Origin of the sequence: Janibacter massiliensis, from assembly GCF_900289115.1 — a bacterium.
Classification (GTDB): Bacteria; Actinomycetota; Actinomycetes; order Actinomycetales; family Dermatophilaceae; genus Janibacter_A; species Janibacter_A massiliensis.
The window spans coordinates 1600087-1617347 of the sequence record NZ_LT985196.1; the positions used below are offsets into that span (position 1 = coordinate 1600087).

Below are 17261 nucleotides of genomic sequence, written 5' to 3' on the forward strand. Positions count from 1 at the left end.
TGCTCCCCATTCCCTCGAGCGTCCGGCCCTCGTAGCGTGGTCGACCGGACAGGGGCGACCACGCGCACGGAGGGGAAGACACGATGACGCTCACCCACGGACTCGACCCGGCGAAGGTCCGGGACATCGCGACGCGGATGATGGCGACGAGCCGCAAGCTCGATGACGTCTCGTCCGAGGGGACCGCGACGGTGCAGGCGCTCGGCGAGGCGTGGGAGGGGCCCGACCTCGTCGAGTTCAGCGGCCACTGGAACCACTACCGCGGCACGATCGACCGGACGACGGAGTCGATCTCCCGCTTCGCGGACCTGTTGAACGAGCAGGTCCGCCAGCAGGAAGAGACCTCCGGCGCAGGCGGCGGGGTCGTCTCCGGCCCTGGCTCCGGTCCCGCCTCCGGTACGACCCCTGGAGGCGCTGGTCGCGGTCCGTGGGGTCCGCTGATGGATTTCCTCGGCGGTGCACAGTTCTGGGGCGGCCTCGCAGCGAAGATCAGCACGATCGCCTCGAAGGCCGGCGTCCTGCTCTCCGCACTGAGGTACCCGGGCCTGCTTCGCGCTGCGGACGCAGCCGGTGACCTGCGGGCATGGATGCAGGCGAGCTGGGCGGCCAACAGGGCGGGCTTCAGCATGCTCAAGGGCCTGCTGACCGGCGAGCAGATCGCGGCGAGGCTCGGCGTCCCGTTGTCGTACGTCGACGAGCTGGGCCGCTCGGGCAGGCTGAGCGGGCTCTTGTCCAGGGTGCCCTTCCTGGGCGGTGCGGCGTCCGCCGCTGGCAACCTCATGAGCAAGGTGTTCGGGCCCATCGGCATTCTGACCGGTGGCCTCGACGTCTGGAACGGGCTGCAGAACGGTGACTACCTGAAGGCGTTCGGCGGCGCAGCCGGGCTGACCAGCGGCCTGCTGACGACGGGGATCGCGTTCGGGCTCATCGCCGGAGGTCCGATCACCGTCGGGATCGCGGCGGGGGCGGCCATCGTCTCCGCAGGGGTCGCCATCTACCAGAACTGGGACGCGATCTCCTCCGGCATCACCCAGGCTGCTGGGGCGGTGGTGGACTTCGGCGAGAGCGTCGTCGACGGGGTTGGTAGTTTCATGTCCGACCCGATCGGCGCGATCGGCGGACTCTTCGGCTGAGGGGACAGGGGAGCATGTCCGAGCAGAGCTTCACCACGCCCGGGATCGTCGACTCCGACGCGGCTGCCGAGGCGGCACGCAAGGCCGTGGAGGCTTTCCGGCAGGAACCGGAGCAGCTGCTGGGCCTTGGCAGCGTGACGGACGAGGAGCTCGTCGCCTACGTGGGGGATCCCACGCGCTGCCACCCGTTCGGGAGCTGGTACCCCGGGCTGTCACCCGAGCAGATGCAGCTCGCGCAGATGGCCGCCCTCCGGACGCTGACCACGCGCGAGCAGTTCATCATGGCGGCCGACGGCCCGGACTCGGGTGACTTCGTCATGCCGGACCAGACCCTCGCCCTCCTCAGGCTCCGTGATGCCGACCCCACCTTCACGGCGCAGCGCCAGACCTCCGACGGCGTCTCGTGGCTCATCGTCCGCCCCGTCGACGACGGGTGCTTCCTGCGCGAGCTGACGACGCCCCAGGGGTACCGCGCCTACGCGCTCACGGACGGCGGGAAGCAGGCGCGCGCCGACTTCATCCGCTTCATGTACGTTCCCGACGACGCGCGCCCGGCCGACGTCGATCGGGCGGTGGGCACCGCGCAGCTCGAGGCGGGGGAGGGTGTGCCGTTCCTCGAGGGCTGCGACGCCGTGACGACGGTCGTCCGGGTCGGTGACGAGTTCACGGACGGCGGTGACATCCGGGTGGTTCACCTCAAGGACGGCGAGGTGTTCGTCGGTCGGCCCGACGGCGACACCATCCGCTACACGGGCGCGTCCGTCGACCAGCTCCGAGAGATCTGGGACGAATGGCGCACCGCGTGAGCGACCCGGGACGGGTCCTCGTCGCCTTCCGTACCATCCCCCCGCTCGGCTTCTTCCTCGTATTCCTCGTCGGGGCGGGGCTCCTTGCCGGGGTGGGTCTCGCACTGGCGCCGAACCCGGCGCTGGGAGCTTCGGTGGCGGCCGCACCGCCGCTGATCGCGGCCCTCGCGTTTCTGGTCGGCCACTGGTTCGACCGTGTCCGGGTGTGCGAGCACGGGCTGCGGCTCGGGTTCAGCGGAGGGCTGGTCGTCCCGTACGCGAGCATCGATCCCGGCCGCGTCTACGCGTCGCGGACGACGTTCCTCCCGCGGCACGTCAACATCCCCACCTCGGGCGCGCGGGGCGTGGCCGGGCCTGCGGTCCTCCTCAACGGTGCGGCGGGCCCGACCTTCGCGCCCAACCTCGCCGGTGCGCCCCGTACCGGAGCGAGCCCCTACGGGTGGTACCTCGTCAGCCTCAGCAGCAAGCGGAAGCGGCGGCGCCTGCTCGAGGCGCTCGAGCACGCGATGATCGCCGACGGCCAACCCGCCGTCGGGCTCGCCGCGGCCGTCCGGGACCTGCGGACGATCAATCCGACGTTCTCGACCGGTGGTCCCCGGATCGTCGTCGACCGCCTCGAGGGGGACCCGCCGCTCGGCGTCGCCGCGCCGAAGCCTGCGTGATGACCCCACCCGGCGGGAAAGCCGGCTGTCCCGTCGCTGCCCGTGCCATACGATCGATCGCAACATGACGAGCGACGATCGACCGATCCCCGACCTCTCCGCGGCGCTGGACGCCGTACCCGACGAGCGTGCGACGAGCGACCGGCAGGACACGACGGTGACCATCGTCCTCCCGCAGTCGGTGTCCCCGGTGAGCCTGCTCGGCCCCCGCGACGAGCTCCTGCGGACGATGGAGCGGCAGTTCCCTCGGACGCAGATCCACGTGCGCGGCAACGAGCTCACCGCCACCGGCCCCGCCGCCGACACCGCGATCGTCGAGACGCTCGTCGCCGAGCTCCTCGAGATCGTCGAGCAGGGCCAGCCCCTCAACCGCGACGCCGTCGAGCGATCGATCGGCATGCTCCGCGACCGACCCGGTGTCCGCCCGGCCGACGTGCTCACCCAGAACATCGTCAGCAGCCGCGGCCGGGCGATCCGGCCGAAGACCCTGGGGCAGAAGGAGTACGTCGACGCGATCGACAGCCACACGATCGTCTTCGGCATCGGCCCCGCCGGCACCGGCAAGACCTACCTGGCGATGGCCAAGGCAGTCGCCGCGCTCCAGGCGAAGCGGGTCAACCGGATCATCCTCACCCGGCCCGCGGTCGAGGCGGGGGAGCGGCTGGGGTTCCTCCCCGGGACCCTCAACGACAAGATCGACCCGTACCTGCGTCCGCTGTACGACGCCCTGCACGACATGGTCGACCCGGACTCGATCCCCAAGCTCATGGCGTCCGGGACGATCGAGGTCGCACCGCTCGCGTACATGCGCGGGCGCACCCTCAACGACGCGTTCATCATCCTGGACGAGGCGCAGAACACCTCGCCGGAGCAGATGAAGATGTTCCTCACCCGACTCGGCTTCGGCAGCACGATGGTGGTCACGGGTGACGTCACCCAGGTCGACCTGCCCGGTGGGACCGAGTCGGGGCTGCGCGCCGTGCAGCGAATCCTCGACGGCGTCGATGAGATCCACTTCGCGCGACTGTCCCCGGAGGACGTCGTCCGCCACCGGCTCGTCGGTCAGATCGTCGACGCCTACGGCCGCTACGACGCCCGCAACCACCAGGGGACGGGGGGCACGTCATGATCGACGTCCTCAACGAGACCGAGATGGACGTCGAGGGGACCGAGCTCGTCGCCTGCGCCCGCTACGTCATGGCTCGGATGAACGTCCACCCTCAGGCGGAGCTGTGCATCCGGCTCGTCGACGAGGCCGCGATGACGACGCTCCACGAGCTGTGGATGGACCTGCCCGGCCCCACGGACGTCATGTCGTTCCCCATGGACGAGCTGCGCCCGGGGCGTGGTGACGAGGTCTCCGACCCCGGGATGCTCGGCGACGTCGTCCTGTGCCCCTCGGTCGCCGCACGCCAGGCGCGGGAGGGGGGGCACTCGACCATCGACGAGCTGCTCCTGCTGACGACCCACGGGATCCTGCACCTCCTCGGGTTCGACCACGCCGAACCGGCGGAGGAGAAGGAGATGTTCGAGCTGCAGCGTCAGCTGCTGCTCACCTTCCTCGCAGAGCGCGGTCGGCGGCACTGACGTGTTCCTGCGCCTGACGATCGCCGCGGTCGTCGTCCTGCTCCTGGCCTTCCTCCTCACGCTCGTCGAGGCAGCCGTCATCCGGACCTCGCGGGCGCGGGTCGAGGAGCTCGCGAACGACGGGCGCGCCGGAGCGCGATCCCTGGCGGCGATCGTCGAGGATGCGCCGCGGCACCTGGCCGTCCTGTCGTTCCTGCGGGCGCTCGGGGAGACGACCGCGGCGGTCCTGCTCACGCTCGCGGTCCGTGAGCGGGTCGAGGGGCTGGTCCCCTCGCTCGCCATCGCGATCGCGGCGATGTCCGTCATCTCGTTCGTCGTCGTCGGCGTCTCGCCGCGCACGCTCGGCCGCGCCCACTCCGACCGCGTCGCGCTGCTGTCGGCACCCGTGCTGCGCGGGCTCACCCGGGTGCTCGGGCCGCTCGCCCGCCTCCTCATCGCCTTCGGCAACGCCGTCACCCCCGGGCGCGGGGACAAGGACGGGCCGTTCCGCTCCGAGGCCGAGCTGCGCGACCTCGTCGACATCGCGAACGAGTCCTCCCTCATCGAGGCCACGGAGCGGGCGATGATCCACTCCGTCTTCGAGCTGGGCGACACGATCACCCGTGAGGTCATGGTCCCGCGCACGGACATGATCACCATCGAGGCCACGAAGTCGTGCCGTCAGGCGATGTCCCTCTTTCTCCGCTCGGGGTTCTCGCGCGTGCCGGTCATCGGGGAGGACACCGACGACATCGTGGGGCTGCTCTACCTCAAGGACGTCGCGCGGCGGGTCAACGGTGACGACGCCGCACGGGAGCTGCCGGTGACCGTCGCGATGCGCCCGGCCCCGTTCGTCCCCGAGAGCAAGCCCGTGGACGACCTCATGCGCGACATGCAGATCGCCCGCACCCACCTGGCGATCGTCGTCGACGAGTACGGGGGCACCGCGGGTCTGGTGACGATCGAGGACATCCTCGAGGAGATCGTGGGGGAGATCGCCGACGAGTACGACCGCGAGACCCCGGACGTCGAGGACCTGGGCGGTGGCCGCTACCGGGTCCAGGCATCCATGGACATCGACGACCTCGCCGAGCGCTTCGGCGTCGACATCGAGGAGGACGACGTCGACACGGTGGGCGGGCTCATCGGCAAGACCATCGGCCGGGTGCCGATCCTCGGGTCGCACTGCGTCGTCGGCGGACTGTCGATGACCGCCGAGCGGATGTCCGGACGCCGCCACCGCATCGCCACGGTCGTCGTCGAGCGGGTCGGGACGTCGGCCGACGAGACCGAGGGAGGCGCCGCATGAGCGACGACGACGAGCTGGTTCCCGTGGCGACCGGGGCGCCGGACGGGCAGACCCCGTACCGCGCCGGCTTCGCCTGTCTCGTCGGTCGGCCGAACGCGGGCAAGTCGACGCTGACGAACGCGCTCGTCGGGGACAAGGTGGCCATCACCTCGAGCAAGCCCCAGACGACCCGCCACACGATCCGGGGGATCGTCACGGGCGAGCGCTCGCAGCTCGTCCTCGTCGACACCCCCGGCCTGCACAAGCCGCGCACGCTCCTGGGGCGGCGGCTCAACGACCTCGTCCGGGAGACGCTGCTGGGCGTCGACGTCATCGGCTTCTGCCTTCCGGCGGACCAGAAGGTCGGCCCGGGTGACTCGTTCATCGCGGCCGAGCTCGCCGAGCTCGTGCAGGCCAAGCGGGTGCCCGTCGTCGCGATCGTGACGAAGACCGACGCGGTCGACCGGGACCGGCTCGTCGAGCAGCTGATCGCCGTCGACCGGCTCGGCGACTGGGCGGGGATCGTGCCCTGCTCGGCACGGCGCGGGGACCAGGTGGAGGTCGTCCGCGACCTCCTCGTCGAGCATCTGCCGGCGAGCCACGGCCCGCTGTACCCGCAGGACGTCCTCACCGACGAGCCGACGGAGACGATGATCGCCGAGCTCGTCCGCGAGGCCGCGCTCGAAGGGGTTCGTGACGAGCTGCCGCACTCGATCGCCGTCGTCGTCGAGGAGATCCTTCCTCGTCCGGACCGGTCGCCGGACGACCAGCTCCTCGACGTCCGGGTCAACGTCTTCGTCGAGCGGGACAGCCAGAAGGCGATCATCATCGGGCGCGGCGGATCTCGCTTGCGCGAGGTCGGTTCGACCGCCCGCGCAGGCATCGAGAAGGTGCTCGGATCGCGGGTCTTCCTCGACCTGCACGTGAAGGTCGCCAAGGACTGGCAGGGCGATCCGAAGCAGCTGCAACGACTGGGTTTCTGACCCGCGGCTTTTGCGGGCGGCGGGGCACCTCGACATGCTGGGGCCCATGAACACCACGGATACCGTCGCGCCGGGGGGCCATCCCTCCCCGCCCGACACGCCCAGACGACACCCCGCCCTCGACCTCGGCGAGCACCGCGCGCCCGCGTCGGGCTCGCTCGACGCGGTGGTCTTCGGGGTCACGGCGGTCCTGTCGGTGGCGTTCATCGCGTGGGGTCTGATCGACACCGCCTCGCTCGCCGGGAGCTCCAAGGCCGGCCTCGGCTGGGTCGTGACGAACACCGGGTGGTTCTTCGCCCTCGTCGCGACATCGTTCGTCGTCTTCGTCATCTGGCTGGCCGCCGGGCCGTTCGGATCGATCCCGCTGGGGAACGACGGCGAGGCTCCCGAGTTCCGCATGGCGTCGTGGGTCGCGATGATGTTCTCGGCCGGCATGGGGATCGGCCTGATGTTCTACGGCGCGTACGAGCCGCTGCTGCACTTCGTCACGCCCCCTCCGGGAGCCCGCGGCGGTGAGGCCCAGGCCGTCGAGACCGCGATGGCGACGACCCTCTTCCACTGGGGACTGCACCCGTGGGCGATCTACGCGGTCCTCGGGCTGGCCATCGCCTACAGCACCTTCCGCCGCGGGCGTCGACTCACCGTGAGCGCGGTGCTCACGCCGCTCCTCGGGCGACGCCAGGCCGACGGCCCGGTCGGGAAGGTCGTCGACATCCTCGCGATCTTCGCCACCCTGTTCGGCTCGGCGACGTCCCTGGGACTCGGAGCCCTTCAGATCGCCTCCGGCATGACGATCGTCGGGTGGGTGGGCACGACCGGCAACGCCCTGCTCGTCGGCATCATCGTGGTCCTGACGATCGCGTTCATCCTCTCGGCCGTCTCCGGGGTGGCCAAGGGCATCCAGCTGCTGTCGAACACGAACATGGTGCTCGCGCTCGTCCTCGCCCTCTTCGTCTTCGTCGTCGGGCCGACGATCTTCATCCTCAACCTCCTGCCGACGACGCTCGGGGCGTACGCCCAGGACCTCTTCATGATGTCCGGGCGCACCGCGGTCGAGAACAAGACGACCGCCGACTGGCTCGCCGGATGGACGATCTTCTACTGGGCGTGGTGGGTCTCGTGGACCCCGTTCGTCGGGATGTTCATCGCCCGTATCTCCCGCGGCCGGACCATCCGGGAGTTCGTCACCGGCGTCCTCCTCGTGCCGACCGTCGTCAGCCTCGTGTGGTTCGCGATCTTCGGCGGCGCCGGCATCAAGGCGGAGCAGAACGGGGCCGACCTCGCGGGTGCGGCCTCGGCCGAGGCCTCGCTCTTCGCCCTGCTCGACACGATGCCGTGGGCGACGGTCACGTCGATCCTCGTCATGGTCCTCGTCGCGATCTTCTTCGTCTCCGGTGCGGACGCCGCGTCCGTGGTCATGGGCTCGCTCTCGCAGCGCGGGGACATCGAGCCCAAGCGCTGGGTGGTCGTGTTCTGGGGTGCCGCGACCGGTGCGGTGGCCGTGATCATGCTGCTCGTCGGCGGGGCCGACGCCCTCACGGGGCTCCAGCAGATCACCATCGTCGCGGCCCTGCCGTTCCTCGTCGTCATGGTCGCGCTCGCGGTCGCGCTGAGCAAGGACCTCATGACCGACCCACTCGTCATCCGTCGTCGCTACGGGGCGGACGCGGTCGAGCGGGCCGTCGTCGAGGGCGTGAGCGAGCACGGTGACGACTTCGGCCTGTCCGTCGAGAAGCGAGACCACGCCGACGACGCGGCCGCTCCGGGGCCCGGCGCCACCGTCTAGGGTGTCCGGCATGCGAGTCGGAGTCTTCGGTGCCACGGGTCAGGTCGGGCAGGTCATGCGCGACCTCCTCATCCAGCGGTCGTTCCCCCTCGACGACGTGCGCTTCTTCGCGTCGGCGCGCTCGGCGGGGTCGACGCTGGAGTTCGACGGCCGCGAGGTCGTCGTCGAGGACACCTCGACCGCCGACTTCGACGGGATCGACATCGCGCTCTTCTCCAACGGTGGTTCGACGTCGCGCGAGTGGGCGCCCCGGGTGGCCGCGGCGGGTGCGACCGTCATCGACAACTCGAGTGCGTGGCGCAAGGACCCCGCGGTGCCGCTCGTCGTCGCCGAGGTGAACCCCGAGGACCTCGACAGCATCCCCAAGGGCATCGTCGCCAACCCCAACTGCACGACGATGGCGGCGATGCCGGTCCTCAAGCCGCTGCACGACGCGGCGGGCCTCACCCGGCTTCGGGTGGCGAGCTACCAGGCGGTGTCCGGCTCCGGCGGCGCCGGGCTCACCGAGCTCGACAGCCAGCTGCGGGCGGGTTACGCCTCCGGCGACCCGAAGGACCTCGCGCAGGACGGCGGGGCCCTGACCCTGCCCTCGCCGCAGATCTACGAGGCACCGATCGCGTTCAACGTCGTGCCGGTCGCCGGCTCGATCGTCGACGACGGCAGCCTCGAGACCGACGAGGAGCAGAAGCTGCGCAACGAGTCGCGCCGGATCCTGCACATCCCCGGCCTGCCCGTCTCCGGCACCTGCGTGCGCGTGCCGGTGTTCACCGGGCACTCCCTCGCGGTGCACGCGGAGTTCGACCGCGAAATCAGCCCCGAGCAGGCCCTGGAGATCCTCGGGGGAGCGCCCGGCGTCGTCGTCGTCGATGTGCCGAACCCCCTGCACGCGGCCGGTCGTGACGAGGTCTTCGTCGGCCGTGTCCGGGTCGACCAGGCCGCCCCGGCGGGCAAGGGCCTCAGCCTGTTCGTCGTCGGCGACAACCTCCGCAAGGGCGCGGCGCTGAACGCCGTGCAGATCGCCGAGCGTCTCGCGGCCCGTTGACCGGCGCGAGCCGGCTCGGTCGATTCCGCGGGGTCCGACTGCATGGGGCACGGCCCCGCGCCGACCAGTGGTGGTGGCCCTGGGTCGGGCTGGCCCTGCTGGCCTGCATGCCTGCCGCCTGGCACCTCCTGGACGCGCTGCGCACCGGTTGGTGGCCGGTCAATGACGACGCACTGACGGCGCTGTCCGCGCGCGACGTCACGACCGGCCATGCGCCCGTGATGGGTCCGCGGACGACGACCCGCAACGAGACGGGGATCGAGACCCATCACCCCGGCCCGGCCCTGTACTACCTGCTCGCCCTGCCGAGCGCGCTCGGCGGGCACCGGCCGGGTGCGCTCCTCCTCGGCACCCTCCTGCTGTCCGTGGTCCTCGTCGCGACCGCGGTGCTCGTCGCGCGTCGCGTCGGCGGCCCCGCCGCCGCGGTGACGATGGCGCTCGTCGCCCTTGCGCTGCAGTGGGCTGTCGGCGGGGGTCTCATGCTGCGCCCGTTCAACCCCTACCCCTCGGTCGTCGCGGTGCTTCCGCTGTTCGCGCTCGCCTGGTCCGTCGTGCGCGGCCGACTGACATCGGTGCCGGGATTCCTCGTCGTCGCCTCGCTGTGCGTGCAGGGGCACCTCTCGTACGGGATCGCGCTCCTGCCGCTCGTCCTTGGGGTGGTCGTCGTGGGCCTGCTCGGGTGGTACCGGTCCCGGGGTGTGGTGTGGCCGCTGCGCGGATGGCGGCGGGTGGGTGCGCCCTCGCACCGGCGGCTCTGGGCGGTCGCGGTGGGGCTCACGGCGGTCGTGTGGCTCCCGCCGATCGTGGAGCTCGTCCGATTCCGTCCGAACAACCTCACCCAGCTCCTGCGTTACCTCGGGTCCGAGCGGGGCGACTCGCTCGGCGTCCCGCTCGCCGCGAAGCTCATGGCGCGGTTCGCGGCGCCTGTCCCCGGGGGCATGGAGGGGGTCCCAGCCGTCGGCGCGTTCGCACCGGACGTCAGCGCCCGCGCCGCCGGGTGGCCGCAGGTCGTCGTCGGTGGCGCCCTCGTGCTGCTGCTCGTCGCGCTCGCCGTCGGTCCCGTGCTGTCCGGCCCGGTGCTTCGCGCATGCGCCGGCAACGCCCGCGTCCACGACGTCGTCCAGACCCTGCTGCCGCGGCCGTCGGAGGTGGACGGCGCGCGCGTGGCGCTGCTGCTGTGGGTGGGGGCCACGCTCGTCGTGGCGTCCGTCCCGCTCGGCGCGGGCGGGGCGACGTGGAACTTCCTCCAGGCGTGGGCCGCCACCTTCCTCCTCTGGGGCGTCGTCGGGCTGTGCGCCGTCCGCCGGGTCGCCCGTCTGGTCCCCGCACCGCGGCCCGTGGCCGCCCGCGGCCTGGTCGGTCTCGGCGCCGTGCTCGTCGCCCTCGGCCTCGCGGCCGCCGTCACCTCCGCGCCCCGGGTGCCCTGGGGCTCCGGGAACGGCGTGCGCGCGGCCATGCCGATGATCGTCGACGGGCTGGATGCCGTCGCGCCCCGGCGCGGGTCCGAGCGGCGGCACGTCGTCATCACCGGTGACTCGCTCGGCGCCTCGTACTCGATCGCTCCCGGCATCGCCGTCGGCCTCGACGAGACGGACGACGTCCACCTCGGTGCCGTGTGGGAGGCGCCGGAGGACACCGACTTCCGCAAGCTCGTCAGCGCCCCGGAGGGCAGCCCCGAGGTCTTCGTGGGGACCGAGGGTGGCCAGGACGAGGTGCCGCCGCCCGAGGGTGCGCGACCCGTGTGCGTGCTCGACGGGCCGGACGGCGGTCGATTCGTCGTCTTCGTCGTCCCACCTGCACGCTGAGTGCCGCCGCGTCCGTGCCGTAACCTCGCGGTCATGTCTGCTCAGCTCGAGGAGCGGCGTCGGTACTCGCTGACGCCCCCGTTGAAGATCGTGCTCCTGCTCTCGCTCGTGCCCCTCGCGGCGGCGGCCTACTACCTGTTCGTGCCGTGGATGCTGCAGACGCAGACCGGGTACATCCGCTGCGGGAGCGTGTGGGCACCGCCGTCCGGCGAGTTCGAGCGCAACGTCTGCAACGACGCGGTCGACGTGCACCGCATCCGGTTCTGGACCCTGCTGGGTCTCGGCCTGGCCCTCCCGATCGCAAGTGCCCTGCTGCACGGCTTCACGTCCCGCTCGGAGTTCCGGGAGTCGGCGCCCGATGTGCCCGAGGACGACCCCCACGACGAGCCGGTCCGTCCCCGCCGGGTCAGGGACGACGTCTGGGACGACGAGAGCGACGTGCAGGTCGAGCGGCGGCGCGACGCGCTGCCGGACGACCCGGCGCCCCACGACGAGGAGCTGCCGAGCCGCTCGTCCGCGTACGTCGCCCCCGCGCCCGAGCCGCGCCGGGAGGGACGCCGTGACGGGGTGCGCGGGGTCTTCGGCCGGCGGCGTGACGACGACCTCGACCTGACCGTCGACCGGCCGGTGGATGACGACCCGGACGACGGGGACGACTGGGACGCACGGGAGGACGTGGACACCCGCGGCCGACGCCGGCGGACCGGGTCGGACGACCGCCTCGACGACGAGGACCGCCACGACACCCGCTCCGCGCGTCGGCGGAGCCGCTTCGAGCGGGCCGACGTCGACGACCGGGGTGACGGCGACTGGACGACCGGCTGACCGGCCGACTCCGTCGGTTACCGTGGACCCGTGACGTCGATCCCGGGTGACGCCCCGCGGACCCTCCTCCTTCGCCGCCGCGACGAGGCCTGACCCCGGCCCCCTCGTCGCGGAGCGCGCCGTGCCCGGCCGGGACCGAGCCCGCGACCCGAAGGAAGACCGATGATCCACCCCCAGCAGCCGAGCACCATGCCGGTGCACAAGTACGTCCCGTTCGACCAGCAGATCCGCGTCGAGCTGCCCGACCGCACGTGGCCCGACCGCGTCGCCACCACGGCACCCCGCTGGTGCGCCGTCGACCTGCGCGACGGCAACCAGGCCCTCATCGACCCGATGGATCCCGCGCGCAAGCTGCGGATGTTCCAGCTGCTCGTGAAGATGGGCTACAAGGAGATCGAGGTCGGCTTCCCCTCGGCGAGCCAGACCGACTACGACTTCTGCCGGATGCTCATCGAGGACGGGCACATCCCCGACGACGTGACGATCCAGGTCCTCACCCAGTGCCGCGACCACCTCGTCGAGCGGACCTTCGACGCCATCGCCGGGGCTCGCACCGCGATCGTCCACTTCTACAACTCGACCTCCGTCCTGCAGCGCCGCGTCGTCTTCGGTCTGGAGAAGGAGGGAATCATCGACATCGCCCTCCAGGGGGCGCGGCTGTGCCGGAAGCTCGAGGAGACGATCCCCGACACGACCGTCTTCTACGAGTACAGCCCCGAGTCCTACACCGGGACCGAGCTGGAGTTCGCGGTCGAGGTGTGCAACGCGGTCATCGAGGTCATCGACCCGACGCCGGAGCACAAGATGATCGTCAACCTCCCGGCGACGGTCGAGATGGCCACGCCGAACGTCTATGCCGACTCCATCGAGTGGATGATCCGCCACCTCGACCGGCGCGACAGCCTCGTCGTCTCCCTCCACCCGCACAACGACCGGGGGGAGGGCGTCGCGGCGGCCGAGCTCGGCTACCTCGCCGGGGCCGACCGCATCGAGGGCTGCCTGTTCGGCAACGGCGAGCGCACGGGCAACGTCTGCCTGGTCACGCTCGCGATGAACCTCTTCAGCCAGGGCATCGACCCCCAGGTCGACCTGTCCGACATGGACGAGGTGCGCCGCACGGTCGAGCACTGCACGCAGCTGCCGGTCCACCCGCGTCACCCGTGGGGCGGCGAGCTCGTCTACACCGCGTTCTCCGGCTCCCACCAGGACGCGATCAAGAAGGGCTTCGAGTGGATGGAGCGCGACGCGAAGGGCGCCGGTGTCGCCTCGACCGACGACATCCCCTGGGCGGTGCCGTACCTGCCGATCGATCCGCACGACATCGGCCGCAGCTACGAGGCGGTCGTGCGCGTCAACAGCCAGTCGGGCAAGGGCGGGGTGGCCTACCTCCTCAAGAGCGAGCACGGGCTCGACCTGCCGCGGCGGCTCCAGGTCGAGTTCTCCAAGGTCGTCCAGCAGCGGACCGACGCCGAGGGCGGCGAGCTGGGCGCCGACGAGCTGTGGCGCACCTTCGCGGACGAGTACCTCCACGACGAGATCGACGGCGAGGGATGGGGCCGGTTCCACCCGGTCCGGTCGGTGCTCACCGGCGGTGACGAGGGGCGCGACCACATCGTCACGACGATCCTCGACGCGGGCCGGGAGGTGACCGTCGAGGGGACCGGCAACGGGCCGATCGCCGCCTTCATCGACGCTCTCTCGCAGGTCGGCGTCGACGTGCGGGTGCTCGACTACAGCGAGCACGCCCTCTCTGCCGGTGGGGACGCGCGGGCGGCAGCCTACGTCGAGTGCGCGGTCGGCGACCGGGTCCTGTGGGGCGTGGGGTTGCACGAGTCGATCGTGCGCGCGTCCTTCCGGGCGGTCCTGTCGGCCGTCAACCGGGCGCAGCGGGACTGAACGCACGAGCGGGTGCCGGTGACCCCCTCGCGTCACCGGCACCCGCTCGTATCGCCATCGTGGCACCCGCACCTCACCCGGCACCTGAGCATCGGTACTCAGGTCCGGTGCACCGGGTACTCGGGTCGCAGGCAGCGGGTCCTCAGGCGGGGTGCCGGCGGGCGGCGGCCGCGTGGTGGACCGGCCCGGGACCTCGTCCGATGGCGAGCTCGTCTGCGTGGGACAACGCGGTCGTCAGGTAGTCCTTCGCCCCGGAGACGGCCTCCGCCCAGGACCGGCTGACCGGCCGCAGGGCCGCGATGGCGCTCGAGAGGGTGCAGCCGGTGCCGTGGGAGTTCCGGGTCGCGATCCGCGGTCCGCGCAGGAGCTGTTCCCCCTCGGGTCCGACGAGGACGTCGATCGCCTCTGGCCCGTCGCCGTGGCCGCCCTTGACCAGGGCGCGGGGGATCCCCGCGGCGACGAGGGCGGCGGCCTGCTCGCGCTGCTCGTCGACGTCCCGCGCGACGTCCGCCCCGAGCAGCACGGCGGTCTCGTGGAGGTTGGGGGTGATGAGATCGCACGCGGGCGCGAGGCGGGTCATCGAGGAGATGGCGTCGGCGTCGAGGAGGCGGGACCCCGCGGTCGAGATCATCACCGGATCGAGGACGACCGGGCAGTCGATCACGTCGACGACGAGCCGGTGGACCTCGTCCACGATGTCCGCGCTGGCGAGCATGCCGATCTTGACGGCGTCGATCGAGACGTCCGCGACGAGGGTCTCCACCTGCTCGCGGACGAACCCGGCCGGCACAGCGTGCACCCCGGTGACGCCGGTCGTCGCCTGCGCCGTCAGCGCGGTGAGGACCGCGCAGCCGTACGCGTCGAGGGCGGCGAACGTCTTGAGGTCGGCCTGGATCCCGGCGCCCCCGGACGGGTCGCTCCCGGCGATCGTCAGGACGACGGGTGGATGCCCGGCCGGTCGTCGCGGAATGGTTCTGCTCACCTCTCGCAACCTAACGGATCCGGTCAATAGGGTGTCGGGCATGTCGAGCGTCAGCGATGTCGGTAGCTCCGGTGACCCCGGGCCGCACCGGCCGGGCGCGGGGCGTCCGAGCCTGGCGCCGGCGTTCGCCATCGCCGCCCTCATCCTCGCGCTGTCGTTCACCCGACCCTGGTGGCAGGAGCTGTTCGCCACCCGGCAGGGCGTCGCGGCGTGGTTCACCGTGTTCGTCTCCCTGTCCTTGCAGGCCCTGCCGTTCCTCGTCCTCGGGACGGTCCTGTCGTCGGCGATCGCCGTGCTCGTCCCGGCCGACGCCCTCAGCCGGCTGCTGCCTCGGCGGTCGGCGGCGGCCGTCCCCGTGGCCGGTCTCGCCGGCGTCGTGCTCCCCGGGTGCGAGTGCGCCTCCGTCCCCATCGCCGGCTCCCTCGTCGACCGGGGCCTCAAGCCGGCCGTCGCCTTCGCCTTCCTCCTTGCCGCGCCGGCCATCAACCCGATCGTCCTCGTGTCGACGGCGGTCGCGTTCAACGGCGACCTCCGGGTCGTCCTCGCCCGGTTCGTCGCGAGCCTCCTCATCTCCGTCATCGTCGGTTGGATCTGGCTCAGGCTGGGGAGGGACGACCTCATCCGCATGCCGCGACGGCACGTGCACGGCGGGTCGCGACTGGCGCAGCTCGTCGCCGCCGCGCGCCACGACTTCCTCCATGCCGGGGGCTACCTCGTGCTCGGGGCCGCGATCGCGGCAACGGTCAACGTCGCCCTCCCGACGTCCTGGCTCACCGCTCTCGGCTCGAAACTCGTCGTCGCGGTCCTCGTCCTCGCGGTCTTCGCCGTCGTCGTCGCCGTGTGCTCCGAGGCAGACGCGTTCGTCGCCGCGAGCCTCAACGCCTTCCCGGCCACCGCGCAGCTGGTGTTCATGTGCGTCGGCCCGGCCGTCGACGTCAAGCTGTTCTCCATGCAGGTCGGCACGTTCGGGCGTCGCTTTGCGGTCGTATTCGCCCCCCTCACCCTCGGCGTCGCGATCGTCGTCGCCTCGATCGTCGGAACGGTGCTGCTGTGAACCGGATCATCGAATCGAGCATCCTCGCCGCCGTCGGCTCGGTCGCCGTGACGGCGGCCGTCACCGGCCTCGCGGTCCGTTTCGTCAAGCCCGGGCTCACGTGGTACCTCGTCGCTGCCGGGGCGGTCCTCCTCCTCATGGCCGTCCACGGCATCCTTGGCGAGGCGCTCAGCGCCCCAGCACCCTCAGACGACCGGACCGCGGACGGGCACCACGGGCTCGGCGGGGAGACCGTCGACGCCGAGGAGGGGCATGCCCATGACCACGTCTCCCGGGTCGGCTGGCTCATGCTCGTGCCGTTCCTGCTCATCGGGTTCGTCGTCCCGCCGCCGCTGGGGGCGTACTCGGCCGGCCGCAGCGGGGGAGAGGTGCGCAAGACGTCCTCGGCGTTCGCGCCGCTGCCGTCCGGCGACCCGGTCGAGCTGACCCTCACCGACTACTCCCAGCGCGTCCTCTACGACGACAGCGGCTCCCTCGAGGGCCGACGCGTCCGGCTCGTCGGGTTCGCGAGCCCCGGCCGGGACGGGGGCTGGGTGCTCACCCGGATGGCGATGTCGTGCTGCGCCGCCGACGCCGCCGCCATCAAGGTCGTCCCCGACGGCGCGCAGTCCGTGCCGGCCGACACCTGGGTCGCGCTCGAGGGGACGCCCCTGCCGGCCCCGGAGCAGCAGGGGAACGCACCCCGGCTCGCGCACCTGAAGGTGGAACAGCTGACACGGGTCTCGGTCCCCACCAACCCGTACGACCTCTGAGCCTCGCCTCAGAGCACGCCGGCGACCCGGAACTGGATGGAGATCCGCGGCCCCACCGGGCTGCGCGTCTTCGGCACGGCGTGCTCGAAGGTTCGCTGGCACGACCCGCCCATGACGGCGAGGTCGCCGTGGCCGAGGTCGAACCGGGCAACCGTCGGTCCGCCGCCGCGCTGCCGCAGCGCGAGCGTGCGCGGGCTGCCCAAGGAGAGGATGGCGATCATGGTGTCGTCGGTGCGCGAGCGCCCGATGCGGTCGCCGTGCCACGCGACCGAGTCGGCCCCGTCGCGGTACAGGCAGAACCCGGAGGTGACGAACCGCTCTCCGAGCTCGGCCTCGTAGTGCTCGGACAGGGTCTCGCGCGCCTGTTCGACGACAGGGTCGGGGAGCGGGTCGGAGCGGCCGTAGAAGCGCACCAGGCGGGGGACGGTCACGACCGTCCCGTACATCTCCCGCTCCTGCTCCTGCCAGGGGACCGCCTCGATCAGGCGGTCGAGGAGGACCGCGGCACCGTCGAGCCACCCCGGCCGGTGGTCGACCCAGGCACCCCGTCCGAGATCCGTGCGGCGGATGCCTGTGAGATTGCCGAGGAGTGGCTCGTCGGCGTCCCACAACGAGGTCTGCAGGAGAGCGCTCACGCCCTCACCCTACCGCATCATCGAACGTGCGTTCGATTCCTGCGCG

General features: G+C 71.8%; 16 protein-coding genes. 14 read left to right on the plus strand and 2 right to left on the minus strand.

What is annotated here, in order from left to right; all coding sequences use genetic code 11:
• The first annotated feature begins 83 nt into the window (after positions 1-83).
• The 12 genes from DAA34_RS07815 to leuA all read left to right on the plus strand — a co-directional run bounded on the left by DAA34_RS07815 (position 84) and on the right by leuA (position 13792).
• Positions 84-1133 carry a WXG100 family type VII secretion target gene (locus DAA34_RS07815; protein ID WP_106818344.1) on the plus strand — a complete coding sequence of 350 codons (1050 nt, stop codon included), beginning with the start codon at positions 84-86 and terminating at the stop codon, positions 1131-1133.
• A gap of 14 nt (positions 1134-1147) precedes the next feature.
• Positions 1148-1939 (plus strand): hypothetical protein, encoded by a 792-nt coding sequence (locus tag DAA34_RS07820; protein ID WP_106818345.1) that lies wholly within the window; start codon positions 1148-1150, stop codon positions 1937-1939.
• Entirely contained in the window at positions 1936-2601 is a 666-nt protein-coding gene (locus DAA34_RS07825) for a hypothetical protein (protein WP_158707674.1), read from the plus strand. Before DAA34_RS07820 ends, DAA34_RS07825 begins: the two co-directional genes overlap by 4 nt.
• Positions 2602-2665: 64 nt before the next feature.
• Positions 2666-3730: a PhoH family protein gene (locus DAA34_RS07830; RefSeq protein WP_106818347.1), complete on the plus strand. Its 1065-nt coding sequence runs from the start codon at positions 2666-2668 to the stop codon at positions 3728-3730.
• Positions 3727-4188 carry an rRNA maturation RNase YbeY gene (gene ybeY, locus DAA34_RS07835; protein ID WP_106818348.1) on the plus strand — a complete coding sequence of 154 codons (462 nt, stop codon included), beginning with the start codon at positions 3727-3729 and terminating at the stop codon, positions 4186-4188. Before DAA34_RS07830 ends, ybeY begins: the two co-directional genes overlap by 4 nt.
• Before the next feature lies 1 nt (position 4189).
• Positions 4190-5476, plus strand: coding sequence for a hemolysin family protein (locus DAA34_RS07840; protein ID WP_106818349.1), 1287 nt, complete (start codon positions 4190-4192; stop codon positions 5474-5476).
• Positions 5473-6438 (plus strand): GTPase Era, encoded by a 966-nt coding sequence (era, locus tag DAA34_RS07845; RefSeq protein WP_106818350.1) that lies wholly within the window; start codon positions 5473-5475, stop codon positions 6436-6438. The genes DAA34_RS07840 and era overlap by 4 nt, the downstream gene beginning before the upstream one ends.
• Positions 6439-6484: 46 nt before the next feature.
• Positions 6485-8224, plus strand: coding sequence for a BCCT family transporter (locus tag DAA34_RS07850; RefSeq protein ID WP_199847442.1), 1740 nt, complete (start codon positions 6485-6487; stop codon positions 8222-8224).
• Between the two features lie 10 nt (positions 8225-8234).
• Positions 8235-9266, plus strand: coding sequence for an aspartate-semialdehyde dehydrogenase (locus DAA34_RS07855; RefSeq protein WP_106818351.1), 1032 nt, complete (start codon positions 8235-8237; stop codon positions 9264-9266).
• 107 nt (positions 9267-9373) lie between these two features.
• Positions 9374-11071: a hypothetical protein gene (locus DAA34_RS07860; RefSeq protein ID WP_158707675.1), complete on the plus strand. Its 1698-nt coding sequence runs from the start codon at positions 9374-9376 to the stop codon at positions 11069-11071.
• 33 nt (positions 11072-11104) lie between these two features.
• Entirely contained in the window at positions 11105-11896 is a 792-nt protein-coding gene (locus DAA34_RS07865; RefSeq protein WP_158707676.1) for a hypothetical protein, read from the plus strand.
• Between the two features lie 162 nt (positions 11897-12058).
• A complete protein-coding gene (gene leuA, locus DAA34_RS07870; RefSeq protein WP_106818354.1) occupies positions 12059-13792 on the plus strand; it encodes a 2-isopropylmalate synthase in 1734 nt (577 codons plus the stop codon).
• A gap of 142 nt (positions 13793-13934) precedes the next feature.
• Here the strand turns inward: leuA and thiD are convergent, their stop codons facing one another.
• Positions 13935-14774, minus strand: coding sequence for a bifunctional hydroxymethylpyrimidine kinase/phosphomethylpyrimidine kinase (thiD, locus tag DAA34_RS07875; RefSeq protein ID WP_234354166.1), 840 nt, complete (start codon positions 14772-14774; stop codon positions 13935-13937).
• Between the two features lie 40 nt (positions 14775-14814).
• On the opposite strand from thiD, the gene DAA34_RS07880 reads away from it, so the two are divergent.
• A complete protein-coding gene (locus DAA34_RS07880; RefSeq protein ID WP_106818355.1) occupies positions 14815-15828 on the plus strand; it encodes a permease in 1014 nt (337 codons plus the stop codon).
• Positions 15825-16580: a TIGR03943 family putative permease subunit gene (locus tag DAA34_RS07885; RefSeq protein ID WP_158707677.1), complete on the plus strand. Its 756-nt coding sequence runs from the start codon at positions 15825-15827 to the stop codon at positions 16578-16580. Before DAA34_RS07880 ends, DAA34_RS07885 begins: the two co-directional genes overlap by 4 nt.
• Before the next feature lie 8 nt (positions 16581-16588).
• Here DAA34_RS07885 and DAA34_RS07890 read toward each other — a convergent pair whose 3' ends face one another.
• Entirely contained in the window at positions 16589-17215 is a 627-nt protein-coding gene (locus DAA34_RS07890) for an alpha-ketoglutarate-dependent dioxygenase AlkB (protein ID WP_106818357.1), read from the minus strand.
• Positions 17216-17261 lie beyond the last annotated feature (46 nt).